Annotated in this window: 25 protein-coding genes; 14 read left to right on the forward strand and 11 right to left on the reverse strand. The window is 64.4% G+C overall.

Translation table 11 applies throughout. From position 1 onward, the window contains the following. Positions 1 to 2: 2 nt before the first annotated feature. Positions 3 to 782 (reverse strand): cyclase family protein, encoded by a 780-nt coding sequence (locus tag FG486_RS04025; RefSeq protein ID WP_181266521.1) that lies wholly within the window; start codon positions 780 to 782, stop codon positions 3 to 5. A gap of 134 nt (positions 783 to 916) precedes the next feature. Here FG486_RS04025 and FG486_RS04030 point away from each other — a divergent pair, with 134 nt between their 5' ends. The 3 genes from FG486_RS04030 (at position 917) to FG486_RS04040 (ending at position 3,065) form a co-directional block, all read left to right on the forward strand. Further along, positions 917 to 1,381, forward strand: a complete 465-nt coding sequence (locus tag FG486_RS04030) for a MarR family winged helix-turn-helix transcriptional regulator (RefSeq protein WP_338401576.1) — start codon at positions 917 to 919, stop codon at positions 1,379 to 1,381. Between the two features lie 161 nt (positions 1,382 to 1,542). Then, entirely contained in the window at positions 1,543 to 2,673 is a 1,131-nt protein-coding gene (locus FG486_RS04035; RefSeq protein ID WP_181266522.1) for a cobalamin-independent methionine synthase II family protein, read from the forward strand. Beyond that, complete coding sequence (locus tag FG486_RS04040) at positions 2,670 to 3,065, forward strand: nuclear transport factor 2 family protein (RefSeq protein WP_137775464.1); 396 nt, start codon at positions 2,670 to 2,672, stop codon at positions 3,063 to 3,065. The genes FG486_RS04035 and FG486_RS04040 overlap by 4 nt, the downstream gene beginning before the upstream one ends. Positions 3,066 to 3,072: 7 nt before the next feature. Here the strand turns inward: FG486_RS04040 and FG486_RS04045 are convergent, their stop codons facing one another. The 3 genes from FG486_RS04045 to FG486_RS04055 are packed head-to-tail and all read right to left on the reverse strand — an operon-like array spanning position 3,073 to position 6,826. Beyond that, on the reverse strand, positions 3,073 to 4,494 hold the full coding sequence (locus FG486_RS04045; protein WP_181266523.1) for an MFS transporter: 1,422 nt from the start codon (positions 4,492 to 4,494) through the stop codon (positions 3,073 to 3,075). Positions 4,495 to 4,496: 2 nt separating this feature from the next. After that, positions 4,497 to 6,176: a GMC oxidoreductase gene (locus FG486_RS04050; protein WP_181266524.1), complete on the reverse strand. Its 1,680-nt coding sequence runs from the start codon at positions 6,174 to 6,176 to the stop codon at positions 4,497 to 4,499. 17 nt (positions 6,177 to 6,193) lie between these two features. Next, positions 6,194 to 6,826, reverse strand: a complete 633-nt coding sequence (locus tag FG486_RS04055; protein ID WP_181266525.1) for a gluconate 2-dehydrogenase subunit 3 family protein — start codon at positions 6,824 to 6,826, stop codon at positions 6,194 to 6,196. Positions 6,827 to 6,919: 93 nt separating this feature from the next. On the opposite strand from FG486_RS04055, the gene FG486_RS04060 reads away from it, so the two are divergent. Both FG486_RS04060 and FG486_RS04065 read left to right on the forward strand, forming a co-directional pair. After that, entirely contained in the window at positions 6,920 to 7,528 is a 609-nt protein-coding gene (locus FG486_RS04060; RefSeq protein WP_181266526.1) for a thioredoxin family protein, read from the forward strand. A gap of 4 nt (positions 7,529 to 7,532) precedes the next feature. After that, positions 7,533 to 8,072 (forward strand): hypothetical protein, encoded by a 540-nt coding sequence (locus FG486_RS04065; protein WP_181266527.1) that lies wholly within the window; start codon positions 7,533 to 7,535, stop codon positions 8,070 to 8,072. A 101-nt stretch (positions 8,073 to 8,173) separates the two neighbouring features. On the opposite strand, the gene FG486_RS04070 is transcribed toward FG486_RS04065, so the two are convergent. Further along, the gene (locus tag FG486_RS04070) at positions 8,174 to 10,534 is read right to left on the reverse strand and encodes a TonB-dependent receptor (protein WP_181266528.1); all 2,361 of its coding nucleotides are present in this window, start codon (positions 10,532 to 10,534) and stop codon (positions 8,174 to 8,176) included. A gap of 387 nt (positions 10,535 to 10,921) precedes the next feature. Between FG486_RS04070 and FG486_RS04075 the strand changes: the two genes are divergently transcribed. Both FG486_RS04075 and FG486_RS04080 read left to right on the forward strand, forming a co-directional pair. After that, on the forward strand, positions 10,922 to 12,259 hold the full coding sequence (locus tag FG486_RS04075; protein ID WP_181266529.1) for an MFS transporter: 1,338 nt from the start codon (positions 10,922 to 10,924) through the stop codon (positions 12,257 to 12,259). Further along, positions 12,259 to 13,194: a ThuA domain-containing protein gene (locus tag FG486_RS04080; RefSeq protein WP_241695572.1), complete on the forward strand. Its 936-nt coding sequence runs from the start codon at positions 12,259 to 12,261 to the stop codon at positions 13,192 to 13,194. The genes FG486_RS04075 and FG486_RS04080 overlap by 1 nt, the downstream gene beginning before the upstream one ends. Positions 13,195 to 13,255: 61 nt before the next feature. On the opposite strand, the gene FG486_RS04085 is transcribed toward FG486_RS04080, so the two are convergent. Genes FG486_RS04085 through FG486_RS04095 form a run of 3 tightly spaced genes read right to left on the reverse strand, consistent with a single transcriptional unit; the run spans position 13,256 to position 15,293 of the window. Further along, entirely contained in the window at positions 13,256 to 14,029 is a 774-nt protein-coding gene (locus tag FG486_RS04085; RefSeq protein ID WP_181266530.1) for a TIM barrel protein, read from the reverse strand. Positions 14,030 to 14,055: 26 nt separating this feature from the next. Beyond that, a complete protein-coding gene (locus FG486_RS04090; protein WP_082751129.1) occupies positions 14,056 to 14,901 on the reverse strand; it encodes a nuclear transport factor 2 family protein in 846 nt (281 codons plus the stop codon). Further along, positions 14,898 to 15,293 carry a DoxX family protein gene (locus FG486_RS04095; protein WP_338401577.1) on the reverse strand — a complete coding sequence of 132 codons (396 nt, stop codon included), beginning with the start codon at positions 15,291 to 15,293 and terminating at the stop codon, positions 14,898 to 14,900. Before FG486_RS04095 ends, FG486_RS04090 begins: the two co-directional genes overlap by 4 nt. A gap of 244 nt (positions 15,294 to 15,537) precedes the next feature. Here FG486_RS04095 and FG486_RS04100 point away from each other — a divergent pair, with 244 nt between their 5' ends. Together FG486_RS04100 and FG486_RS04105 are read left to right on the forward strand one after the other, a co-directional pair. After that, on the forward strand, positions 15,538 to 16,560 hold the full coding sequence (locus FG486_RS04100) for a sugar phosphate isomerase/epimerase family protein (protein WP_181266531.1): 1,023 nt from the start codon (positions 15,538 to 15,540) through the stop codon (positions 16,558 to 16,560). 14 nt (positions 16,561 to 16,574) lie between these two features. Then, on the forward strand, positions 16,575 to 16,949 hold the full coding sequence (locus tag FG486_RS04105) for a C-glycoside deglycosidase beta subunit domain-containing protein (protein WP_066281885.1): 375 nt from the start codon (positions 16,575 to 16,577) through the stop codon (positions 16,947 to 16,949). Positions 16,950 to 17,026: 77 nt separating this feature from the next. Here FG486_RS04105 and FG486_RS04110 read toward each other — a convergent pair whose 3' ends face one another. Together FG486_RS04110 and FG486_RS04115 are read right to left on the reverse strand one after the other, a co-directional pair. Then, on the reverse strand, positions 17,027 to 18,082 hold the full coding sequence (locus FG486_RS04110; protein WP_181266532.1) for a sugar phosphate isomerase/epimerase family protein: 1,056 nt from the start codon (positions 18,080 to 18,082) through the stop codon (positions 17,027 to 17,029). Between the two features lie 13 nt (positions 18,083 to 18,095). Next, positions 18,096 to 19,211 carry a Gfo/Idh/MocA family protein gene (locus tag FG486_RS04115; RefSeq protein WP_241695573.1) on the reverse strand — a complete coding sequence of 372 codons (1,116 nt, stop codon included), beginning with the start codon at positions 19,209 to 19,211 and terminating at the stop codon, positions 18,096 to 18,098. A 182-nt stretch (positions 19,212 to 19,393) separates the two neighbouring features. Between FG486_RS04115 and FG486_RS04120 the strand changes: the two genes are divergently transcribed. The 5 genes from FG486_RS04120 to FG486_RS04140 all read left to right on the forward strand — a co-directional run bounded on the left by FG486_RS04120 (position 19,394) and on the right by FG486_RS04140 (position 24,318). After that, a complete protein-coding gene (locus tag FG486_RS04120; RefSeq protein ID WP_181266533.1) occupies positions 19,394 to 20,608 on the forward strand; it encodes an MFS transporter in 1,215 nt (404 codons plus the stop codon). Further along, complete coding sequence (locus tag FG486_RS04125; RefSeq protein ID WP_206678367.1) at positions 20,605 to 21,513, forward strand: alpha/beta hydrolase; 909 nt, start codon at positions 20,605 to 20,607, stop codon at positions 21,511 to 21,513. Before FG486_RS04120 ends, FG486_RS04125 begins: the two co-directional genes overlap by 4 nt. A gap of 128 nt (positions 21,514 to 21,641) precedes the next feature. Next, positions 21,642 to 22,331, forward strand: a complete 690-nt coding sequence (locus tag FG486_RS04130) for a TetR/AcrR family transcriptional regulator (protein WP_181266534.1) — start codon at positions 21,642 to 21,644, stop codon at positions 22,329 to 22,331. A gap of 80 nt (positions 22,332 to 22,411) precedes the next feature. Next, entirely contained in the window at positions 22,412 to 23,869 is a 1,458-nt protein-coding gene (locus FG486_RS04135) for an MFS transporter (protein WP_241695574.1), read from the forward strand. After that, positions 23,869 to 24,318: a nuclear transport factor 2 family protein gene (locus FG486_RS04140; protein WP_181266535.1), complete on the forward strand. Its 450-nt coding sequence runs from the start codon at positions 23,869 to 23,871 to the stop codon at positions 24,316 to 24,318. Before FG486_RS04135 ends, FG486_RS04140 begins: the two co-directional genes overlap by 1 nt. Before the next feature lie 67 nt (positions 24,319 to 24,385). Here FG486_RS04140 and FG486_RS04145 read toward each other — a convergent pair whose 3' ends face one another. After that, positions 24,386 to 25,393 (reverse strand): sugar phosphate isomerase/epimerase family protein, encoded by a 1,008-nt coding sequence (locus FG486_RS04145; RefSeq protein WP_181266536.1) that lies wholly within the window; start codon positions 25,391 to 25,393, stop codon positions 24,386 to 24,388. Between the last annotated feature and the right edge of the window lie 9 nt (positions 25,394 to 25,402).

The raw sequence follows: 25,402 nt of genomic DNA on the forward strand, positions 1-25,402 counted from the left end.
GCTCAGCGCTCGACAAAGGCCAGCACGCGCAACGGGCTGCCCGATCCCCGCGCGATCTTGAGCGGAGCGGCGACGATGAACGCACCGGTCGGCGGCAGCTTGTCGAGATTTTCGAGGCACTGCAGCCCATAGAGCCCCGCGCCGTGCAGCAGCGTGTGCGCGGGATAGGCCGGATCCATCAGATGCGCCTGCCCGGCATCGGTGCCGATGGTCTCGACGCCAAAGCCCAGGATGCGGCGCTCGTCGATCAGATAGCGCATGGCATCGGGATCGGGACCGGGCGTGTGCGCGCCATCCTCGCCCCGGTTGGTATAGGCATCTCCGGTGCGCTTCGACCAGTCGGTGCGGAAAAGCACCCAGCACCCGGCGGGGATCTCGCCATGCACCGCTTCCCAGGCGCGGATGAAATCGGCGGTGAGCACAAAATCGCTGTCGGCAGCCGCCTGGGCGGAGGCATCGATCACCACCGCCGGGCCGACAAAGCGCTGCGGCGGGATGGTGTCGACGGTGTTGTCGGCCAGATCCTTGCCGGTGACCCAGTGCACCGGCGCGTCGAAATGCGTGCCGGTATGCTCGCCGGTGGTGAAGTTGTTCCAGTGCCAGGCGACGCCGCGCTCGTCATAGCAGGAAATCTCCTCGCGGCTGAACGCGGCGGTCTGGCCGAAGGGCGGCGGCAGCACCAGCACCGGGGTTTCCTCCGACAGCGGCTGCGTCAGATCGATCGTCTCGATCGCTCCGCTGGCAATGGCGGCAGCAAATTGGGCAAGCGTGGTTCCCGGCATGATTCTCTCCCCGAACAGGCAATGGCTGAAAGAATGTGCCAGACTTGCGTGCACATGCAACTAAAATGTTGCAAATGCACGTTGTGCCCCATTTCCAGCAGCGTTAAGGCAGGCAAAAACAGAGGAACGGACTGGTGGACAAACGACTCTTGGGCGATCCGGGGACCCCGGCCTTTCAGGTGACGTCCTATCCCTTCTATCTGATCAACCGCCTTGCCAGCCGCTACAACGCCGCCATCGAGGCCATCCTGCGCGAGATCGAGCTCGACATCCCGAGTTGGCGGGTCCTGATGATCCTGGGCGAGGAAACGCCGCGTGGCGTGCGCAGCATCGCCGAGGCGGCGGTCATTCCGCTTTCCACCATGACCCGGATCGTCCAGCGCATGGCGGCTGCGGGGCTTGTCCATTCCGCACCGAGCGCGCGCGATGCGCGGGTAACCGAAGTGTCGCTGACAACCGAGGGCGAGGAAAAGCTCGCGCTGGCACGCAAGGCGACCTCGCCGATCTATCACAAGGTGATCCGCGACCTTTCCGCCGAAGATTTCGGCCAGCTGATCGGGCTGCTGAACCGGCTCTACGACAATCTCGGCGACGGCTGACGGCTCAGGCCCGCTTCGCCCTGAGGTCGCAAGCCGGCACCCCCATGCGCGTGCACCCCGATTATTGGATCCATTAATGCTTGGAAGCCTCTCGAAGCTGTGCCAAGCATCTCTCCGCACAGCCCCTGGCAAGGGGCGCGAATGTTCAGGGGAGGAAATGCATGGCCGTTATCGCAACAACGCATGTGGGGTCGATGCCGCGCGGACCAGAGCTCACCGAGCTGCTGCTCGCGCGCGATGCGGGAAAGCCCTATGATGCAGTGGAATTCGACCGTGCAGTGTCCGATGCGGTGAACCGCTCGGTCGCCTTCCAGCGCGACTGCGGCGTCGACATCGTCAGCGACGGCGAGATGGGCAAGGTCGGCTATTCCACCTACATGATCGAGCGGCTGTCGGGCTTTGGCGGCCATATCGACCGCAAGCCCGCCGCCGACCTCGCCGAAGTGCCAGGCCTGGCGAAGAAGCTGTCGGCGATCATGGGCAGCCAGGAATTCGTCCGCGCTTCGTGCATCGGCCCGGTGAAGCTGGTGACGCTCGAGCCCCTGCACGACGACATCCGCCGCTTCCGCGCCGCAATGGACGCCTATGGGCAGGGCGCGCGCGGGTTCATGAATGCCGCCTCGCCCGGCCTGATCACCGCGTTCCAGGTCAACCGCCACTATCCAAGCCACGAGACCTATCTTGCCGATCTGGCCGATGCGATGCGCGAGGAATACGAGACGATCGTGGCTGCCGGGTTCGACCTTCAGCTCGACTGCCCCGATCTGGCGATGTCGCGCCATACTGGCTATCAGGACCTGAGCGAGGCGGAATTCCTCAAGGTCGCAGCCGCCAATGTCGAGGCGCTCAATGCCGCGACTGCCAACATCCCGCCCGAACGGATGCGGATGCACATCTGCTGGGGCAATTATGAAGGCCCGCACGACCACGACATCCCGCTCGAGCGGGTGATCGACATCGTGCTCTCGGCGCGGCCCGGCACAGTGCTGTTCGAAGGCGCCAACCCCCGGCACGAGCATGAATGGACGGTGTGGCGCGATGCCGCCATCCCCCAGGACAAGGTGCTGGCCCCCGGCGTCATCGATACCTGTTCGAACTATGTCGAGCATCCCGAGCTGATCGCGCAGCGGCTCGAGCGCTTCGTCGGGATCGTCGGCGCGGACCGGGTGATCGCCAGCACCGATTGCGGCTTCGGCACCTTCGCAGGCTATGGCAAGATCGACCCGCTGGTCACGGCGAAGAAGCTGAAGGCCATGCGCGAGGGCGCTGACATCGCGGCGGCGCGGCTATGAGCCCTGTGGAACGCCAGGCGATCGAATGGGAATGCGCAAGGCTGATCGCGCTCTACGCCAATCTCAACGATGCGCATCGCTGGGAGGATGTGGTCGCGCTCTATCATCCCGACGGGATGATGACGCGCCCCACCGCGCCCGAGGCCGAGATTCGCGGGCACGAGGCTATTCTCGCCGCGTTCAGGGCGCGCCCGCCGCGCACCACGCGGCATTTCTGCAGCAATGTGGTGATCGACGTCGAGGACGCGGAGCATGCTAGGGGGGAAAGCGCGATCCTGCTGTTCACCGGCAGCGGTGCGCCACTGGTCGGGTCGTTCCACGACCGTTTCGTCGCCACCGAACGGGGCTGGCGCTTCCTCGAACGGCGCGGGTCGCTGACCTTCCAGCCCTGACGGCGCGTCAGTGCGCGGCGGAAGCAGGTTTCGCCGCGAAGAGATTGCCCGGCAGCCTCGCCGCGAACACCACGGTGATCGCCAGCAGGCTGGCAATCACCGCGATCGCCGCAGTCGAGGGCGGCACGCCCGCCCCCTGGCCCCAGACGAAATACACGCTGCCCGCCAGCGCGATACCCAGCGCCCCGCCGACCTGCTGCGCGGTCTTCATCATCCCGCTGGCCGCGCCCGCATGGTCGCGATCGACCTGCGCCACCGAGACCGGCGCGATGCTGCCCGAGAGCGAGCCCATGCCGAGGCCCGAGACAATGAGCAGCGGCGCGAGCGCGGCCTTGGACAGGCCCAGCCAGCCGATGCCCAGCAGCACGCCTGCGCCCGCGACCATCAGCGTCAATCCGCCCAGTACCAGCACCCATTTGCCATAGCGCGGCAGGAAGTTGCGCCCCAGCACCGCGATGCCGATCATCGCGCCCAGGCCATAGGGCATGTGCAGCAGCCCGGTGGTTAGCGGGCTCTCGCCGCGCTCGCTCTGCAGCGCGAAGGCGAAGATCAGCAGGAACCCCGCATTGGCGGCGGCAAAGGCGACCGAAATGCCCAGGCCCAGCCGGAAGGGCAGGATCGACAGCAGCGAGGGATCGAACAGGGCAGGCTGCCGCGCCCGCACCCGCGCCGAGACATGCCGCCACACCACGAACAGCAGCGGTGCCACCAGCAGCAGTGCGCCGATTTCTGCCACGCCCCAGCCATTCTCCGCGCGCGTCAGCGGCCAGAGCAGGCAGAAGACGGCCATCCCGAACACCAGCACGCCGAGCAGATCGAAACCGGCGGGGTGCGAGGACTTGCGATCGGGAAGGAAGAACCAGCCGGATGCCAGCGCGAACAGCCCGATCGGAAGGTTGATCAGGAAGATCAGCCGCCAGCCGAGGCCAAACAGGTCGAGCTGGATCAGCAGCCCGCCCAGGATCGGCCCGGCAATCGCGGCCAGCCCGCCGACCAGCCCGAACAGCGCCAGTTTCGACACGCGCTCGAGCGGCGTGAACAGGACCTGCATCAGCGCCAGCGCCTGGGGCGACATGATCGCGCCGCACGCGCCCTGCGCCAGCCGCGACAGCACCAGCTGCTCGGGCGTCTGCGCGAGCCCGCAGGCGACCGAGGCGAGCGTGAACCCGGCGACGCCCCAGAGGAAGACGCGTCGGTAACCCAGGCTGTCGCCCAACCTGCCCCCCGCCATCAGCAGCAGCGCGAAGCTGAGCGCATAGCCGGCGATCGTCCACTGGATCGCCTCAGCCGAGGCATTCAGGCCCGAGGTGATCGCGGGCAGCGCGGTGTTGACGATCGTCAGGTCGACAATCTCAAGCACCACCGCAACGATCAATGTCACCAGCGCCAGGTTCTGCTGGCGCTTCGTCAGGGGAACGGGTTCGTTCACGGTCAGATCTTGCCTTCGCGCAGCATCGAAGCGGCGGCATCTGCGGCACGTGCGGTCAGCGCCATATAGGTGAGCGAGGGGTTCTGGCAGGCCGACGAGCTCATCTGCGCGCCATCGGTGACGAACAGGTTCGCGATGTCATGCGACTGGCTCCACTTGTTGAGCACCGATGTCGCGGGATCATGGCCCATGCGCGCGCCGCCCATTTCGTGGATCGCGGTGCCGCCCGCGCCCGGCTGGTCGAAGCCCATGATCACTTGGCCGCCTGCCCTGGTCAGCATTTCGCCTGCGTCGGCCTTGGCCTGGGCGAGCGCGGCGCGCTCCTCCTTGCCGAACGCAAAGGCGATGTTGAGCTGCGGAATGCCATCGGCATCGACCGCCTTGGGATCGAGCGTCAGTCGGTTGCTCGCGCGCGGTACGCAATCGGCAAAGGCGACCAGCACCATCCGCCACATGCCCGGCTTCTGCAGCTTCTGCTTGTACTCTGTGCCGATGCCCGGATCGCGCTTGCCTGCGGTCCAGGTACTCTGCAGCGCGCCGCCCTGGAACGAATAGCCGCGCGTGTGCCCCTCGCCGTCCATTGTGTCCATGTTGCGATAGCGCGCGACGACCACGCCGGTGGGACGGTTGCCGGTGCTGGTGCGGTTCTCGAAGCCCGGCATCAGCGCGATCGCCGAAAGGGTGTTGGCATGGTCCATGATGTGCGTGCCCAGCACGCCGCTGCTGTTGGCAAGGCCATTGGGCATCGCCTCGCTCGCCGAATTGAGCAGAACGTGCACGGAGTTGAACGCGCCGGCATTGAGGAACACCATCCGCGCGGTCGCGGTCTTGCGCTCCTTCGTGTTGCGGTCGAGATAGCGCACGCCGGTGATCCGGCGGGTCGCGGAATCGTAATCGAGCTTTTCCACCACCGCATCGGTGATGACGGTGAGCCGCCCGGTCGCCATGGCAGCGGGCAAGGTGCTCGACTGGGTCGAGAAATAGGCCCCATAGGAGCAGCCGCGCGCGCAGATCGAGCGGTTCTGGCACTGCCCACGCTCGCCCTTGCCTTCGGTCAGGTTGGCGGTGCGGCCGATGGTCAGGCGGCGCTCGGGCCAGTTGGCCTGCATCACCTCGCGCACATGCTGCTCGACCGGGTTGAGCGCCATTGGCGGCTGGAAGCGGCCATCGGGCAGTTGCTTCAGCCCCTCCTTCGCGCCGGAAACGCCGATGAATTCCTCGACCTTGTCGTACCACGGCGCGAGATCGGCATAGCGGATCGGCCAGTCGGTGCCGTGCCCGTCGCGCTTGTTCGCCTCGAAATCATAATCCGACCAGCGATAGGACTGGCGCCCCCAGGTCAGCGAGCGACCGCCCAGCTGGTACGAGCGGAACCAGTTGAAATCGGTGCCTTCGGTCTTGGTGTAGGGATTCTGCGCATCGTTGACGAAATGGTTCTGGGTATATTCGGTGAAATGCCGGTTGAGCATCTGCACCGCATGCTCGCGCGCGTACATCTCCTGGTCGCCGATCCCACGGAACGGCATCTCCCAAGGCGTCTTCATCTCGGTCGTGTAATCCTGCTGATGCCGGATATTGCGCCCGCGCTCGATCATCAGCACCTTCAGGCCCGCTTCGGTCAGCTCCTTGGCGGCAAGGCCCCCGGTAATGCCGGAGCCCACAACGATTGCATCGAAATCCATGGTCTTTCCCTCCCCGCTCAGCCGAAATCGACCGCAGTCCAGTCGCTCGAAAAGGCGCGGGTCTGCGGCGTCACAGGCACGTCGGGGTCATAGGTGCCGGGCACCAGATTGAATTGCAGCTCCTGCGATCCGCCGGACTCGCTGGTATAGTAACCGATCAGGATCAGCGCCTTGACCGTGCGCCACGGGTGTTCGCGGACACCTTCGGCATAGGCTTCGGCATCGAGCGCGGCGAGCAGCCTGGCCTGCGCATCGGGCGCGGCCTTGAGGAAATCGCCCTTGGCGCGCGCGTCGAGCTCGGCCTCGAGCCAGGCGGCCTGGTCGACCGAGCCGTCCTTGCGGGCATGGCGGGTCAGCGCTTCGGGCGCATCCTCGGGCAGCGGCGTGCGCGATTTTTCCAGCCCGTGCGCGAGGCCGAGCAGAACGAAATCGCCCGCGCCGACATCGCCCGCGCCCGGCGTATCGGTCTTCGGGATCACGATCTGGCTGACGGTGCGCATCAGGTCGCGCTGGCGTTCGCTCGGCGCTTCTTGTGTGTTGAACAGGTCGAGCCGGATCGCTGCCAGCGGCACGCCGACCACCGCCGCCAATATCGCCGCGCCGCCCAGAAACCGTCTGCGGCTCCAGCCCTTGGGCTGATCTTGATCCATGATAACCCGCCTCTCCCGTGCGCCTGTGCGTCTTGTCCCACTTTAGAAAATCACGTATCAGAATACAAATTCTATTTCTAGAGGAGAGAGACGATGCTGAGATGGTCCCGCCAGCTCGATTACGGTCAGCAAGCCGCCCCATTTGCGCTGCCCGATACCGATGGGCGTATTCGCACGCTGGAGGAGTTCGAGGCCCCGGCGCTGCTCGTCGCCTTCATCTGCAACCATTGCCCGGTGGTGCTGCACGTGCTGCCCGGCCTGATCGATTTCGCGCGCGAATATGCATCCAGGGGGCTGCAGGTGGTGGCGATCTCGTCGAACTCGCCCGAGGAATTTCCCGAAGACGGTTACCCGCACATGCAGCGCTTCGCGAAGGACCACGATCTGCCCTTCCCCTATCTGCATGACGAGAGCCAGGACGTGGCTCTGGCCTATAACGCCATCTGCACCCCCGATTTCTTCCTCTACGGACCCGACCGAGCGCTCTTCTATACCGGCCAGTTCTGCGCAAGCCGACCCAAATTGCCGCACCCGCCGGTACCGGGGGCGCCGCCGCAGCGGACCGACGTTCCGGTCACCGGGCAGGACATGCGCGCGGCGGTCGATGCGCTGCTGGCGGGCCGGCCTGCGCCCGAGCATCAGGTGCCGAGCGCGGGCTGCTCGATCAAGTGGCTGCCCGGCAAGAACCCGTCCTGGGGTTGAGGCGATGACGATCCTCGCGCGGCACTGGGTGCCATCTGCCGCCGTGGTGCCGCAGGAACGCGGGCCCGAGTTTCTCGGCCCGGTCGATGGCGCGGACTGGTCCGAGGGGCATGGCTTCTATCGCGGCTTCTTTGCCAGCTTTCGCGTCCGCGCGGGCAAGGCAGTGTGGTTCCACTGGCCGCTGCCGACCCCGGTCGAGCTGGGCGGCCATCGGGTTGCACTGCATTCGCTGAGCCTGCTCTGGGAAACCGGCGATGGCGCCCTGCTCGACTGGGCGACGGTGCAGCATGGCGGGATGGACCGGATCGAGCTGGTCCCGCGCCTCACGGTTCCGCCCTCCGTGCCGGTGCCGTTCGAACCTGCGCCGGAGTTCCGCCCCTATTGCCCGGAGAACAATCGGCAGTTGAGCGAATTCGTGCTGCCCGCGCCGTTGCCGCTACGCTTCGGCGTGCAGCTGTGCGTGATGGTATCCGCGCCCGAGGATCGCGACGGTCTGGTGCGCTTCTATGGCGCAGGGGCCGCTTTCGTCGCCGCGCCCGGCTGAATGCAAAAGGGGGCGGGTCCCGCCTCACCGGACCCGCCCCCTCTCGTCATCTGCACCCTTCCGGGGGCGACCACATACGCCCCCGGGTCCCCTGGTGCAGATCAGAAGTCGAGCAGCATGCGCACGCCATATGTGCGCGGCGCGCTGAACTGCCAGTTGTAGATGTCGTCATTGCCAGCGGCCGTGAACGCGGCATAGGTCAGCGGCTGGTTGTCCTCGAGATTGCGGGCGAACAGCTGGATGCCGAACTTGCCGGTCTCGTCGCGCCATTCGAGGGTGGCATCAGTCTGGAAGAAGCCGCTCTGGCGCGAATCGCGGAAGTTGAACACATCCATGAAATAGGCCGACTTGAAGCGGGTGAAGACGCTGGGAGTCAGCGTGCCCGCACTGCCCAGATCGAACACATGTTCATAGCCTGCCGCGACCACCCATTTCGGCGCCAGCGGGGTGCGATTGCCCGCCAGGTTGGGCTGGACCACCGGGTTCGAGGTGATGTCGCTGTCGAGATCGCCAAGGCCGGTCAGACAGCCAAGCGTCGGGTGCGTTTCCGAGGCGCAGAACACGGCATAGGACGCCAGGAAGTCGTCATATTTCGAGCTCAGATAGTTGATGCTCGCGGTAAAGCGCCCAGAATCGAACACCTTGATCGACGCATCGAGTTCGAGACCCCAGATGGTCGCGCCACCGGCGTTGAACACCTGGCCACCGATGGTGTTGTCGAGCAGCACCGCTGCCTGCAGGTCCTTGTAGTCGTAGTAGAAGCCCGAGAAGTTGATCGTGCTGGGGCCGAAGCTGCGCTTGATGCCCGCCTCATAGGCGGTGTTGGTTTCGGGCGCATACTGACCGATCGTGTCGAAACCGCCCGCCTTGAAGCCGGTCGAGACCTTGGCATAGACCAGCGTATCGCTGTCCGGCTTGTAGTTGACGCCGACAAGCCAGGTCAGCTTGTCTGCCTTGGCGCGCAGGATGTCGGTGCGCTGCGGCGCGGCGGTGATGCGGCGGATGCCGGTGTTGAACAGCGGCGAACTGGGGTTGCCCAGGCCACCCGGATAGAACGGGAAGATGCCAGTGCGGCTGTCGTCGGTATAGCGCGCGCCTGCAGTCACCGACAGTTCGTCGGTGATCGGAATATCGACCTGGCCGAATGCCGAATAGCTGCGGCTGCTGACGTCGCGGCGGAAATAGTTGATGAATGCGCCATTGGGGCCGGTCAGGAAGGTGGGCAGGAACGGCGGGCCGTTGAACAGGCCGCGCTCGATGAAAAGGTCTTCCTTGAAATAGAAACCGCCGAACTGCCATTCGAAGCTGCCCGGGCTGCCGCCGTTCAGCCGAAGCTCGTGGCTCTGGGTTTCGACGTTGTTGGCGAAGTTCTTGAACAGGAAGGCCGGGGTCAGCGCCGCGTCGAACGCTTCGACAGTGCGACGATAACCGCCGGTATAGGTCAGTGTCGCCGCTTCGAAATCATAGGCGATCTTGCCGCGCACCACCTTGGAATCCTGCTCGTTGCGGCTCGGTGCGCGGGCAGAGGTGACATAGTTCTTGCGGTCGATCGTCGCCAGACCGTTGGTGTTCTGCGGAATGCAGACCACGAAGCGCGGATCGGCACCGATCCTCGTCCAGCCATTCTGGTTGCAGCCCGGTCCGGGAACCAGAGCGGGATTGGAGCCGAGGCCGTTGTTATAGTTCACGAAGGCGTTGCCGGCGATGATGTTGTCGACCGCGCTGACCTCGAACGCGAGATCGAGCGTCAGCGGATCGATCGGGTTCAGGTGGAGGCTGACACGGCCCGCGCGGCTGTTGTCATTGCCGGTGCGGACATTGACATTGGGATGGCTGAAAAAGCCGTCGCGCTTGGAATAGCTGCCCGAGAAGCGGATGCCGCCGATATCGCCGATCGGCAGATCGACGCCGCCCTGGACCAGCACGTGATCGAAATTGCCGTAGGAGGCGGCCAAGTTGAAGCCGAAATCATCGCCGGGCTTGCGGGTGATGAAGTTGACCGCGCCGCCGGTGGCATTGCGTCCCTGCAGCGTGCCCTGCGGCCCGCGCAGCACCTCGACGCGTTCCAGATCGAACAGCGATGCGTTCATCACGGTCGGACGGTTGATATATTCGCCGTCGATATTGACGACGATCGAGGCGTCCTGCGTCTCGGCATTGTCGTTGGTGCCGATACCGCGCAGCGTGACGCGCGTCAGATTGGTGTCGTTGGTGATCTGCACCGCCGGAGCGAGGCGCTGGATGCCGGTCAGATCGCTGATCCCGGCCTTTTCGACATCTTCGCCGCTGACCACCTGAATGGCGATCGGCACGTCCTGGACGTTCTGGACGCGGTTCTGCGCGGTAACGACGATTTCCTTGTCGGCATCGACTTCGGTAGCGTCCTGCGCATGAACAGGCGCTGCAAGCGCAATTGCGCCGACCCCCAGCAACAGCGCAGCACGAATGGCGTGTGAGTGCATCTCGGCAATCCTCCCCTCAAAGGCCCGCCTGCGGATGTGCCCGCTTATGACGGCGTGATTAGAACGACTAAAACTAGAATGATGATTTTATATATCGGCTTCGTTGTGTCAAGCTTTAGCCCAATCGATTGAAATTATCCCAGACAATCCATTTCATGAATGCCCTGTGCCCTAACCAACAGAAAACCGCCATTTCGCGCCCCATGGTTGCAGCCGAAACCTGTCGGCGCGTTTGATATTCGCGCAACAGCCTATGCAAAAAATGCGTTGCCAAGCCCTGTCGCGCAGCTTTATACGAATCACCATTCTAATAAATAGCAGCCAGTCGGAGCTGCCAGGCGATCCAGGCCTCAAGGCTGATCGGTGCCGCAACATGGGAGAGAGACCATGTCCGGGACACGTTTGCAGTTTTCCGAAAAGCTGAGCTATGGCTTCGGCGATATGGGCTACAGCCTGCCCTACAACATGGCGAGCGGCTTCCTGCTGCTCTATTATGTCAATGTCGTGGGCCTGCCCGCTGCGGCCGTCGGCACGATCTTCCTCGTGGCGCGATTGATGGACGCGGTGATCGACATGGGTGTCGGCATTGCCGTCGACCGGACGCGGAGCCGGTGGGGACGCACCCGCCCCTATTTCCTGTTCACCGCGCTGCCCTATGCCCTGCTGTTTGTCGCGACCTTCGCCGTGCCCGCCGGCTGGAGCCAGACCGCGCAACTCGCCTATGCCTTCATCACGTTCAAGCTGCTCGGCATCGTGATGAGCTTCGGCTCCATCCCCTATAGCGCGTTGCTGCCGATGATGAGCAGCGACCGCAGCGACCGTCTGAAGCTGGGTGGCATGCGTTCGATCGGCACCTCGGTGGGCGTCGTTCTCGGCACAGCAGCGGTGCAGCCGATCCTCGCGGCCTATGGCGGGGAAAAGCAGCCCGGCGGCTATCTCGCCGCCGCCGCGATCTTCAGCGTGCTGTCGATGATCTGCATCCTCGCCCTGTTCCGCAACTGCCAGGAGCGGGTGGTGGACGATGCTTCGGCGCGCTTCCCCATCCTGCCGGAGATCGGCAAGATGCTGCGCAATCGGGCCTGGCTGGTCTCCTTCCTGTTCTGCCTGGTCTATTTCGTCCGTTTTGGCGGGATGATGGCGATTACCGCCTATTTCGCGATCGATGTGATGCAGGCGCCCTGGATGATCGGCGTGATGCTGCCCGCGGTGGCGGGCATGCTGCTGCTCTCGGCGTTCGTCGCCCCCACGATCCTCGCCCGCACCGGCATCCGCAACGGGTGCGTAGCGATGCTGGGCATCGCCGCCCTGCTGTTCGCCATCCTGCCGCTGGTCGAAGGCCAGCCGACGGTGTTTCTTGCCATTTACGTCACCGCATGCCTTGCCACGTCGGTCACCACCACCGCCGCCTTCGCGATGATCGCCGAGACGGTGGATTATCACGAGGCACAATTCGGCGTGCGTCGCGAGGGCTTGCTGTCCGCGGGCGTGAGCCTTGCCACCAAGGTCGGCATGGCGCTCGGCACGGCGGGCATCGCCTTCATCCTGGCCGGGGTCGATTATGATCCCGCCGCAGTCACCGATGGTGCGCGCGCAGCGATCCGCTGGAGCTATTATGGCGGGATCATAACCCTGCTGCTCGTGCAGATCGGCATCGTGCTGGCATGGCCGGGCGCGCAGCCGCGCAAGGCGCAAGGTGCCCAGCTCGCCCTCGATGGAGCCGCCTGATGCGCAAGTCCCTGTTCGCCGCCGCTCTGATCGTCACCGCCGGTGCCGCCGAAGCCCAGGTGATCGTCACCGTGCCCTATCGCCCGCCCGAAACCGTGCAGCGCGTGAAAATCCCGGTCAATCCGGCGGAAAAGCGGCTCAAGGTGCTCATCATCTCGGGCCGCAACAGCTACGAGCATGACTGGACCGGCGTGAACAACATGCTGCGTGCGCTGATGACCGACAGCGGCCGGTTCGACGTGCGCGTGGTCGAGGATTTCGACCATGGCACGCTCGCAATGCTCAAGGCCTACGATGTCGTGCTGCTCAACTATTCGAGCCGCTGGAACTATGCCGATCCCGTCCAGCAGATCTGGTCGCCTGAAGCCTTCGAGGCGCTCTATGCCTATGTCCGCGAGGGTGGCGGGCTGGTCGCCTATCATTCCAGCTTCACCTGGGGACGCGAGATTCCCGAATACAAGAAGCTGATCGGCGCGGTGATGGAACCCGGCACCAGCCGCCGTGCGCCGCCGGGGGCGTTCACAGTGAAGCTGATCGATCGCGGCCACCCGATCACCCAGGGCATTCGCGAGTATATCTGGACCTATAACGACGACATGTACACGAACATGTCGTTCGCGCCGGACGCGAAGATCCACGTGCTCGGCACCGCGCACGATGCGGCATCTGCCTATGACCCCAAGATCACTGGCCCCAAATATCCCGCCGCCGCCTATACGCCGGAAAAACTCAAGGCGATGAAGGGTATCGATGCCGATCATCCGCAGCTCTGGGTGCAGGATTACGGCAAAGGCCGCGTCTTCTCGATCACGATCGGGCATGACGAGGTCAGCCTGCATTTCCATCCGCTGCAGACGCTGATCCTGCGCGGCACCGAATGGGCGGCGACCGGCAAGGTGACGCTGCCGGTGCTCGACGAGGCGAAGGACTACTAAAAAAAAGGGGTGCCCGTGGCCGGGGCACCCCAAGTGGGAAGCTCGTTGGAGCGGCTGGCCGTCAGGCGGCGAGCGCGCGGATATGCGACAGCGCTACGGCGGTATCGCTGGTGCTGGGGGTCAGTTCGAGGCCCAGCGCACCGGTATAGCCGACGCTCTCGATCAGCTTGAGGATCGCCGACCAGTCGATCTGGCCCGAACCCGGCTCGCCGCGTCCGGGCGCATCGGCGATCTGGATATGGCCGACCAGATGCGCCACCTTGGGCAGCACCTCGAACGGGTCCTCGCGCTCGGTGATCGAGTGGTACACGTCGTAGAGCAGCTTGATGTGCGGGCTGCCGATCTTCTCGATCACCGCCACGGCATCCTCGGTCATGCCGAACAGCACGCCGGGATGATCGACCCGGGTATTCACCGGCTCGAGCAGGATGGTCAGCCCATGCGCCTGCGCCGTCTCGACGACGCTGCCGATTGCTCCGGCGACGATGTCGAGCTGCGGCGGGCGCTTCATGTAGGGCACGGCAATGCCGGAGGGGACGACGATATTGGTCGCGCCCAGTTCCGCCGCCTCGGCCGCCGCCTGCGCGAACATCTCGCGGAAGCGGTCGTGCTGATCGGCCATCACCAGCGCGATGCGCGGATCGGTAACGGTGGCGAGCAACTCGCACCCCGTCTCGGCCAGCGCGGCCTTGAGGCTGGGCACGTCGCGGTTGCCGGTGGTGAAGATTTCCACCTTGCGGTAGCCCGCCTTGGCAGCGGCGGCCATGCGGTCTTCCAGCCGCTCGCCGGCCTCGTGGAACATGTATTCCAGGTTTACGCTGAGTTCGAAGGCCATGAATTCGGTCTTTCCTGGACAGGGGATCAGTACGCGAAGGTTTCGCTGAAGGTGCGATAGGGTTCGGGCGGACGTGCCTCGAGCCGCTGCGAGCTGTCGGTGCGATAGGTGTTGCTCATCACCGTGGCGGGGCCATCGACCGGCGGCATGAACACCGGCTTGCCGTCTTCGCCCACATACATCAGATCGACGTTGAACGCGTCATCCTGCGCGACGGCGGCAAAGGGAATCCATCCCATGCTGTAGGGCGCGCGGGCGACCTCGAAGCAGTGGAAGTGCCAGATCTTCCACTCGCCGTCCTGCTTGATGAAATCGACGCCGTATTTCAGATACACATTGTGCATCCACACCTTCTTGCCGTTGACCAGCTCCTTCTCGAACATCCAGGCGGGCATGTTCTTGGCATTCTCGGGCTCGACCAGCCCCGATTCGATGCCGTTGACGATCCACAGGCCCTTGGCGGTCTGGCCGTCGCCTGCGACCTCGATCACCGGGGTGGTGACGAAGTGCATGATCAGCTTGCCGCGCGGCGAAGGACGACCCTGGTGATAGGACATGATCTTGTCCCAGTCGGTATAGACGCCGACGTTCGAATATTGCGCACGTACGTCGGGCGTGCCCTTCTTGGCCCAGAGCGGGATGATGTCGGTGTCGCGAAAGGCGTTGTGCAGGTACATGTAGCGCGAGAACAGGTTTTCCACCTTGGCGCGATCCTGCGCCACGGTTGTGGTCTGGCGCAGCGTGGCCAGTTCCTTCTCGAGCGCGGCGACGCGCTGATCGGCCGACTGCGCGCCCGCGGCCGTAGGAACGGCAAGGGCACCGGTTGCGAGCGCGGCCGCTGCAGCGCCGGCCAGGAATTTGCGGATGGTCATGATGTCTCTCCCATTGGTTTTTGTTGAAGCCACGCAACCAGGCCGACCAGACCCAGCAGCAAGACGAGAACGGCGTTTTGCGGCAGGGCATCGCCCTCGCCGCTCGACCAGTGAACGGCGGCCGCCACGCACTGGTTGATGATCAGCAGCAACGCCGCGCCTGCGGCCCAGAGCCGCAAACGGGGCAGTGCAAAGCCGAGCAGGACCGCAGCGAGCAGCAGCTCGCTCCATCCCACCGCCCGACCGGCCCATTCGGGCAGCGCCAGGGTCCACACCCGGTGCTGCGCCAGTTCGGCCAGCGGAGCGAAAGCCTTGTGATAGCCGACAAAGGCGAAGAACGCCGCGAGCAGCGTTGCGATCAGAATCGCAAGCACAGTCAGCAGGCTCCGCACAGGCACTCGACTCTCCCGGTTATCGTCTCTTTTGCTAAAATAGATATCATAATTCTAATTCTGTCAATCCACTGAATCGCCCGGAAAACCGCCATATCAAGGGGGTTGACCTCGCCGCGGATTTATACGAATATGAATTCTAATTAGGGCTCAGGCCCGAGGGAGAGGGTCATGGCAAACCGCCGCAGCGCGGCCCTGCACTCTCCCGATTCGACCCGTGCGATCCCAGTGGAGAGGACTTGAAATGACCTATGACATCAAGAGAGGCGTCAGCCTCTATTCCTACCAGAACGACACCTTTGACGGCACGCTGACCCGCGACGACTGCATCCGCATCTCGTGCGAACTAGGTGCCAACGGCATCGAGGTGATCGGCGAGCAGTCCTTCTGGGGCTGGCCCGAATGCGGCGTGAACGAGGCCGATGTCGCCGCCTGGCACGAAAGCATGAAGCGTTACGGCGGCGTCGGCGTCAGCCACGATTTCATGCTCGACTACAAGCGCTACAAGGGCCGCCCGATGCCGTTCGACGAGCAGGTGGCGAGTGTGAAGAAGGATATCGACTTCGGTGCCATGCTCGGCGTCAAGTTCATCCGCGCGCTGGTCTCGATCACGCCCGAGGTGCTGGTCGCCGCTGCACCCTATGCCGAGGAAAAGGGCATCAAGATCCTGATCGAGGTGCACGCGCCGCTGCATTTCGACCATCCCTGGATCATCCGCCATGCCGAGGCCTTCGAGAAGTCGGGTTCGGACGCGCTGGGCTTCCTCCCCGACATGGGCATGTTCGTGTTCAAGTTCCCGAACGTGTGGAAGGAAAAGTTCATGCGCCTGGGCGTGCCCAAGAACATCGCCGACTATATCGAGAAGGCCTATGAGGACCGCGTGCTGTCCGAATATGTCATTCTCGACGTGCGCGAGATGGGCGGCACGGGTCCTGCGATCGCGATGGCCGAAACGCTGCGCCACAATGCCGCGTTCGAGCCCAAGCGCATGCTCGACTACATGCACCGCATCCACAACATCCATGGCAAGTTCTACGAGATGACCGAGGATTATGTCGAACCCTCGATCCCCTATGACGAGATCGTCAAGGTGCTCAAGCAGGGCGGCTACAAGGGCTATATCTGCTCCGAATATGAAGGCAATCGCTGGATCGAGGACGTGGAAGAGCCCAATTCGGTCGAACAGGTCCGCCGCCAGCAGGTGATGCTGGCCCGCCTGCTGGGCGAGACCGAAACCCCCGCCCTGAAGACCCCGCTGGCCGCCTGAGGAGACCCAAAGCCATGATGGACCACAAGATGATCGTCGCAGGCAGCCTCAAGGCTGTCGAAGGTGGCTTCGCTCTCGAAGCCCGCCTGCCCTATTACCGGGGCCTCGGCCTCTCGATGGTGGAGGACATCGCCGTCACCGTCGACGGCACCACCTATCCGCGCGAGGCCGTGCGCTTCACCGTGCGCGACACGACCTACACGCTCGACGAGATGGAAACCTGCTACGACAATCGCTGGAATTTCGGCGAGAAGGCGCTGATCAGCGTGCTGGGCGCAGAGCTAGCGCCCGGCGACCACAAGGTGACCGTCGCGGTGCGCAAGCGCATCTCGTACCTGCCCTTCGTCCCGACGATGACGGCAAGCAAGGACCTGGCGCTCGCCGCCTGATCGCCTGCTGACGACACGCAAAGGCCTCCGGAATCGTCCGATCCCGGAGGCCTTTTTCTGTCCAGAGGGCGCCTCTCTCAGTCGATCCCCATCAGCCGCTTGTTGAGCGCGCGGTCGGCGCCGCCTGCCGCGAAATCGTCGAACGCGTGTTCGGTGACGCGGATGATGTGCTTTGCGATGAACGGCGCGCCCTCGGCGGCACCCTGTTCGGGATGCTTGAGCGCGCATTCCCATTCGAGCACCGCCCAGCCGGCAAAGTCATTGGCCGCCATCTTGCTGAAGATCGCGGGGAAATCGACCTGGCCGTCGCCCAGGCTGCGGAAGCGTCCGGGCCGGTCGACCCAGGACTGATAGCCGCCATAGACGCCGCTGCGGCCATTGGGACGGAACTCCGCATCCTTCACGTGGAAGCATTTGATGCGCTCGTGATAGATGTCGATATAGGCCAGGTAATCGAGCTGCTGCAGCACGAAATGGCTGGGATCGTAGAGGATGTTGGCGCGCGGATGGTTGCCGACGCGCTCCAGGAACATCTCGAAGGTCACGCCGTCGTGCAGGTCCTCGCCCGGATGGATTTCATACGCCGCATCGACACCATTCTCGTCGAACACGTCGAGGATCGGCTTCCAGCGGCGGGCGAGCTCGTCGAAAGCATCCTCGACCAGGCCCGCAGGCCGTGCAGGCCAGGGGTAGAAATAGGGCCAGGCGAGCGCGCCGGAAAAGGTCGCGTGCGCGTTCAGACCCAGCTTGCGGCTGGCGATCGCGGCGTTCTTCACCTGTTGCACCGCCCATTCCTGCCGCGCCTTGGGGTTGCCATGGACCGATGCCGGGGCAAAGCCGTCGAACTGCGCGTCGAACGCCGGGTGAACCGCGACCAGCTGGCCCTGCAGATGCGTCGACAGCTCGGTAATCTCGAGCCCCTTGTCGGCGAGCATGCCCCTGATCTCGTCGCAATAGGTCTGGCTTTCGGCAGCCAGCGTCAGGTCGAACAGGCGCTCGTCCCAACTGGGGATCTGGATGCCCTCATAGCCCAGCCCCGCGACCCAGTCGGCGACGCTTTCCAGGCTGTTGAACGGCGCGGCGTCGCCCGCGAACTGGGCGAGGAAGATCGCCGGGCCCTTGATGGTCTTCATGGAGAATGTCCTTTCAAACGGTGAGCGGCACCCAGCCGGAAACGTCCCGGCTGGCGCGGACGGCAGTGTCGACAAAGGTCATGCCGCGCAGCGCATCCTCGATGCCCGGCAGCAGCGGCGCGGATTCTCCGCGCAGCACGGCGGCGAAATCGCGATAGATATTGGCAAAGGCCTCCAGATAGCCCTCGGGATGGCCGGTCGGCGTGCGCGTGCGGCTGGCGGCATCGGGGCCGAGCTGCGGACCACCGGCATGGACGACCTCGGTGCGGCCATCCAGGCTGTGCAGGGTCAGCGTATTGGGCACTTCCTGCCGCCAGACGAGGCCGCCCTTGTCGCCATAGACGCGGATGCGAAGCCCGTTCATCTCGCCCACCTCGATCTGGCTGGCGAGCAGCACGCCGCGCGCGCCGTTGTCGTAGCGCAGCAGGACGGTGCAATCGTCATCGACCGGTCGGCCCGGCACGACTGCCGCCAGATCAGCGAGAAGTTCGACCACTTTGAGCCCGGTGATGAACTCGGCCAACTGGAAGGCATGCGTGCCGATATCGCCGATACAGCCGCCGGGACCCGAGCGTGCGGGATCGGTGCGCCACTCGGCCTGCTTGCCCACCGCCTCGCCCGCGAGCCAGCCTTGCGGATATTCGACCACCAGCTTGCGGATCGTGCCAAGCGCCCCCGCCGCGACCCTGGCCCGTGCCTCGCGCACCAGCGGATAGCCGGTATAGGTATGGGTGAGCGCATAATGCAGCCCGGCAGATGCCACTAGCGCGGTCAATTCCTGCGCCTCTGACAAAGTCGAGGTGGCAGGCTTGTCGCTGATGACGGGGAAGCCGGCCGCCAGCGCGGCGCGCGCCGCGGGCAGGTGATGGTGATTCGGGCTGACGATGCTGACGAAATCGATCCCGTCGTCGCGCGCCTTTTCGGCAGCGAACATCGCGTCGAGCGAGGGATAGGCGCGTGCTGGGTCGATGCGATAGCTCTCGCCCGCCTCGCGGCTGCTGCCTGGATCGCTGGAAAAGCAGCCTGCCACCAGCTCGATCTCGCGGTCCATTTCCGCTGCGATCCGGTGAATTGGGCCAATGAACGATCCCGGCCCGCCGCCGATAAGCCCCATTCGCAAACGCCGCATCGTCGATCCGCTCCTACCTTTTATTTTCGAATACATATTCTAGTTTGCTCTGATCGCGCTCGTCAAGGCAGGTTGTGTGCAAGGCTGTGGCGGGCAAAGCTGAGGCTTGACCGGAGCAGCGACGCGCCATAAACTCGAATACATATTCTAATAACTAGCCGGATCGCCGGCAGGAGAGAGCAGTGCAGGCATTGGCCAATTTTTACCGGGACCTCACCCTCAAGCCGCAGGGCATCATCGTGGTGCTGGCGGCCTTCCTGCCGATCATCGCGATCGTCGCCATGGGGCCTGCGGTCCCTGCAATGATCCAGCATTTCGCCAATGATCCCGATGCGCGCGCCAAGGTGCCCGCGATGATCGGCGCACCGGGCCTGGCGATGGCGCTGATCGCGCCGTTCGCGGGGCTGCTGGTCGACCGCTACGGACGTCGTTCGCTGCTGCTCTTGTGCACCGCGCTCTACGGCGTGTTCGGCTCAGCCCCGCTGTTCCTCAATGATCTTGACCATATCTATTATTCGCGGCTGCTGCTCGGAGTGTCGGAAGCGGGCATCCTGACCGTGGTGAACACGCTGATCGGCGATTACTGGGACGACAAGGGCCGCAAGAACTGGCTGTTCCTGCAAGGGCTGCTCGGCCCCTTCCTCGCCGGGTTCGTCGCGCTGATCGTCGGCTTCGCCACGACCGTGCAGTGGAACGGCGTGTTCCTGGTCTATCTCGTCGCCTTCCCCATCTGGGCAGCGATGTTCGTCTGGCTGTTCGAACCCAAAAAGGCCGCGGACAAGGGCGTCACCATCGCCGCTGCGCCCGACGGGCCGAAAACCCCCTTCCCGCTGATCAGCCTGGTCCAGGTCGCTACGGTGACGCTGTTCTGCTCGATGCTCTATTACGTGTTCATCATCAACGGCGCGCTGATCTTCCGCGAGGTGGGCGTGACCGAGCCGCAGAATTACGCGGCCATCATCTTCATCCCGCAATTCTTCATCCTGGCGGGCGCGGCCCTGTTCAAGCTGCTGTCGGATCGGAGCCACGCAGTGCAGCTGGGCACGTTCCTGTCGCTGATGGGGCTGGGCCTGGCCGGCATGGGCCTTGCGCATACGCCCGCGATCATGGCCGCTGCGCTGATCGTGCAGCAGACCGCCGCGGGCATGGCGGTGCCTTCGCTGATCAACTGGACGCAGACCAAGTTCGACTATCACCATCGCGGCACCGGAATGGGCATCTGGACCGCCGCCTTTTTCCTGGGCCAGTCGCAGTCGCCACGGATGGTTCACATGATCGATGCGAGCGCCGGATCGATGCAGGGCGCTTTCCTGATCGCCGGCTGTGTCGCGCTGGGCGGCGCGGTGCTGGCGATTGTCACCAGCCTTGCTGCGCGTCCGCAAGTGGCCAGGGCATGATGATTCGCGCGTTCGTCTCCGCAACGGCGCTGGCGCTCGCCCTGCCCGTGCAGGCGCAGAACGTTCCTGCCTTCCAGTTCAGTGAAGCGGCGCGCGCCGACTATCCGGGTGAAATCGTGCTCGGCACTGGGCCCGGGCAGCCGCAGGAAGAATGGTTCCGCCAGGATGGCGCGCTGCAGGTGCGCAATACCAGCCAGGCCACGCTCACCCCTTTCCTGCCCGATCCGCAATCCGCGACCGGTGCGGCGGTGATCGTGGCGCCCGGAGGCGGTTTTCTGGGTCTGGCGATCGAGGATGAAGGCTTTCGCGTTGCCCGCTGGCTCGCCGATCACGGCATCGCGGCATTCGTGCTGAAATATCGCGTGCTGCCAACGCCGGCCGACCCTGCGACCTTCCGCCGCGAACTGGTGGCGGTGCGAACCGGCAGGGGCCAGGCCAGTTTCCGCCCGCCCGCCGATACCCCTCAACAAGCGCTGGCCGACGGACAGGCGGCGCTGCGCCATGTGCTGATGCATGCAAGCGAATATCGGATTGACGCCAGGCGCACCGGCATGATGGGTTTTTCGGCCGGAGCCTTTCTGACGCTGTCGGTCATGTCCGCCGATGCGCCCGATGCACGCCCTGCCTTTATCGCGCCGATCTATGGACGGCAGGCGGCCGTGCCGATGCCCGCCAAGGCACCGCCGATGTTCGCGCTGATCGCGGCGGACGATCCGCTGTTCGCCCGCGATGGCTTTGCGCTGATCGACACGTGGCGCAAGTCGGGCGCGCCGGTGGAGTTCCATTTCCTGCAAAATGGCGGTCACGGCTTCGGCCTCGGGCGCGCCGGAACCACCAGCACCGACTGGATTTACGGTTTTCACCGCTGGCTTGACGTGAACGGCATGCTGGCTTCGGAACCTTGACTCGCATTTCGCGGTTGCACAAAGTTAATCTTCGCCGCATGTCGGCTGCCACGTAAAGGTGCGATGACGGAAAACTTGATGCCAAACCTGCCCCTGCCCTCCCCTTTCTGCACGCAAGGAGCCGCGCCATGCCCGGCAGCGTGAAGAAGAAGAAGAAGGAGGCTGCGAACGGCTTTGCGGTCGCCGATGTCAGCCGCAAGCCGCAACAGGGCCGCTCGCTGGCATCGCTCAAGCGCATGCTGGAAGCCGCACGCGAGCTGATGCTCGAGCGTGGCAGCGAGGAATTCACCCTGCAGGAAGTCAGCGAGCGCGGCCAGGTGTCGATCGGCTCGATCTATCTGCGCTTCGAGAGCAAGGACAATCTGGTACGCGGAGTCATCGCCGAGGCGCTCGAGGAGCAGTCCGCCGAGGAAGCAGCCATGGTCCAGCGGCTGAGCGCCGAATGCGCGGATCTGGCCAGCTTTGTCTTCGAATATGTCGAAGGCTATGCCGAGGTGCTGCGCAAGCACGCCCCGTTGCTGCGCCTCACGATGATGCGCGCCGAACATGATCCCCTGGTCGCGGCCCCTGGCAAGCAATATGCGCTGCGCGCGGAAACCGATGCGACCCAGGCCATGCTGGCGCATGCTGCGGAGTTCGGCGGCGAGGATGCCAGGGACCATGAGGTCAAGGCGCAGTCGGGTTATCACGTGATCTTCGCCACGCTGGCCCGCCAGCTGAGCCTGGGATCGACCGGCGAGTCCGCCCATGCCTATGACTGGAACCTGATGAAGCGCGAGCTGGCACGCATGTGCCTGGCCTATCTGCGCGCGGATTGACAATCGCCAAGGCTTAATTAGAGTTCTGATTCTAATAATGACGCGGCGGGAGAGCTGCGCCGGAATCAGGAGATGAGGCCATGGAATCCGCCCCCCCAATCGCGCAGCGGCTGACCTGGCCACAGCGCCTTGCCTGGATGGTCTGCGCCATGCCGGAGCTGGTGAAATCCTTCGCCTGGGACGCGTTCGTGCTGTTCTTCTATGCGCAGGTCGTGGGGCTTTCGGGCTGGCTGATCGGCATTGCGATCGCGGTGATCATCGTCTTTGACACATTGGTCGATCCCTGGATCGGGGCGTTTTCCGACCGCTTAACCGGAACGCGGCTGGGTCGCCGCCACAGCCTGATGTTCGCCGCGATCCTGCCGTTCAGCATTGGCATCGCCATGGTGTTCGCACCGCCTGCAGGCATGGCGCAGGTGCAGATACTCGCCTGGCTGCTCGGCTGGGGGCTTCTCGCGCGCTGCGGCATCTCGTTCTGGACGGTGCCCGCCTATGCGCTGGGGGGAGAGCTGACCACCGACACGGTGGAGCGGCGGCTGGTCGCGGTGCTGCGCAATATCGGCAACCAGCTCGTCATCCTCACCGTCCCGGCGGTGGCGTTCGAGGTGTTCTTCGTCGCCTCCCCCGCCTTTCCCAAGGCGCAGCTCAACCCTGCGCCCTATCCCGGATTCGGACTGTTCGTCGCGATCCTGGGCGGCACGCTGATGCTGCTCGGCGCGCTGGGCACCTATCGCCGCGCCCGGCAGATCGAGGCGCAGGAGAGCTTCACCCCCGACAGCGACGCAGGCACCGGGCCGATCGCGGTGCTGCTGCGCCTGGTGCGCGCGGTGCGCATCACGCCCAATATCGGCAAGCTGCTGCTGGTCGCATTCCTGGTGCTGTTCGTGAACTCGGTGATCAACCAGCTCACGCTCCACCTTGCCACCTATTTCTGGCAGCTCGACCCCAGCTGGACCCCGCGCCTGCTGATGGCGGCCACCTTCGGATCGATGCTGGCCATGCTGCTGGCACCGCTGTTCCTCAGGATCTTCTCGACCCGTCAGGCGATGGTCATCGGGCTGTGCGGCTTTTTCGCGGTGCAGGCGCTCGCGGTGCTGCTACCGCTTGGCGGGTTCGCCCCGGCAGCGGGGACGGCGGCGATCGGTGCGCTGATCGCCGCCCTGAGGTTTCTGGGCGGCCTCGCCTATGGCCTGTATGTCGTGCCGTTCAACGTCATCACCTATGAAATCGGCGACGAACACACCTATGATACCGGCCGCCCGGCCCAGGGGCTGGTCGCCAGCTTCATGTTCATCGGCCTGCAGCTGGGCAGCGGCGCGGTGGCGCTGCTGGCGGGATCTTTCCTGGGCGTGATCGACTTTCCGGTCGGCCTGCCCGTCGAGGCGATGCCGCAGGACAAGGTCGATGCGCTCGCCTGGTTCGTGCTGGCGCTGGTGACGCTGGCGGGCGGCGCGATGGCGTGGCTGGTCAGCACGTTCAGGATCAATCGCGACAAGGTGGATGCCCTGCGCACGGCCCCGGCGGAAGGAGCGGCATGATGCGCAACAAGGCCCTGATCCTCGTCATGGCCGCCGCGCTGACATCCGCCTGCACGACCGCGCCACCGGCCAGCCCGACCGAGGCGAACCGCGCAATCGTCGAGGATTTTGCGCGGCTCTTCTATACCGAGCGCGACGTGCGCCAGGCGTTCGAAAAGCATGTCGCGCCGGATTACATCCAGCACAATCCGGGGATATCCGATGGCCGGGAGGCGGCGATCAGGGCGCTGACGCCGATGTTTTCCCGGCCCGAGGCGCGCTTCGAGGTGAAGCGCATCCTGGTCGATGGCGATCTGGCGGCGATCCATCTGTTCGGCCGCGGCGATCCTGCCACGCCGGGCGCGGCGGTGGCCGACATCTACCGGCTGAAGGACGGCAAGATCGTCGAGCATTGGGACATATTGCAACCCATGCCCACCACGTCCGCCAATCCGCACCCGATGTTCTGAGCGAATGGCACAAAAAAGGGGCGCGGACCGCATGGCCCGCGCCCCCTTTTTCGTGATTCCTTCGCGATCAGTGCCCGGCGAATATCCGGCGGCACATCGCCTGGTGCTTTTCGACCTGCTCGAAGCCGTCATCGGGCAGATAGGCATGGCCTTCCCATTCGCTCACCAGCGTGCCGGTAAAGCCGCCGTCGCGGAACAGCGGCAGGATGGTTTCATAGTCGATCGCTTCCTCGCGGCCGTCATCGCCCATGCCGTAGAACTTGCCATGGATATGGATGGTGCGGTCGACCAGCGCCGCCCAGCTCTTGGGATCGTGGTTCGACAGGATGAAGAAGGCGAGGCTGGCGGCCTGGATATGATCGGGCTCATGCCCTTCCTTCAGCGCCCATTCGCGCAGGCGACCGGCCTTTTCATGGCTCATGCCCGGCTCGACCCAGACCTCTTTCAGCTTGTCGAGTAGGCTTTCCTTCGCGCCCTTTGCGCGAGCGGCATTGAGCATCGATTCGGGAATTCGGCTCGCCGTCCCGCCAAAATCGGGAATCCAGCCGAGATAGGGCGTGTTCAGCTTGTCGTACATCTCGCCATAGGCCTGGACGGCGGGGTGACCTGCCCACATCGGCGCGTGCACTTCCACACCCATGCGGATGTCGAGCTCTTCGGCATAAGGCGCGATCTCAGGCAGCAGCTCGACCGGCAGCGCGAACTGATAGCGCACCAGGCTAAAGCCCATCTTCTTGGCCGAGCGCAGCTGGCGCTTGTGATATTCGACCAGGGTCGCATCGTCGATCGGCTGCGCGCCCGGACGCAGGAAACGGTCCGAATTGATCGCGCATGAGGTGGCGTTGAGCCCGGCTTCGGCCATCATCTGCTTGAACTGTTCGGCGAACTCGTCCGACACATCGGGGAATTCGCGGAAATTCTGAAAGCCGATGATCTCGATATTCGGCCCCATGCCGCGCCGGGCGACTTCCTTGAGCAGGCCATCGAGCTCGAACTTGCGGTTGAGCCAGGCATTGGTGAACGAATAGAGCGTGACGCCGGTCTGCGGGCCGGTGCTGGTGGCAGTGGTGGTCATGACGATGTC

The organism is Blastomonas ursincola, from assembly GCF_013607875.1.
Classification (GTDB): Bacteria; Pseudomonadota; Alphaproteobacteria; order Sphingomonadales; family Sphingomonadaceae; genus Blastomonas; species Blastomonas ursincola.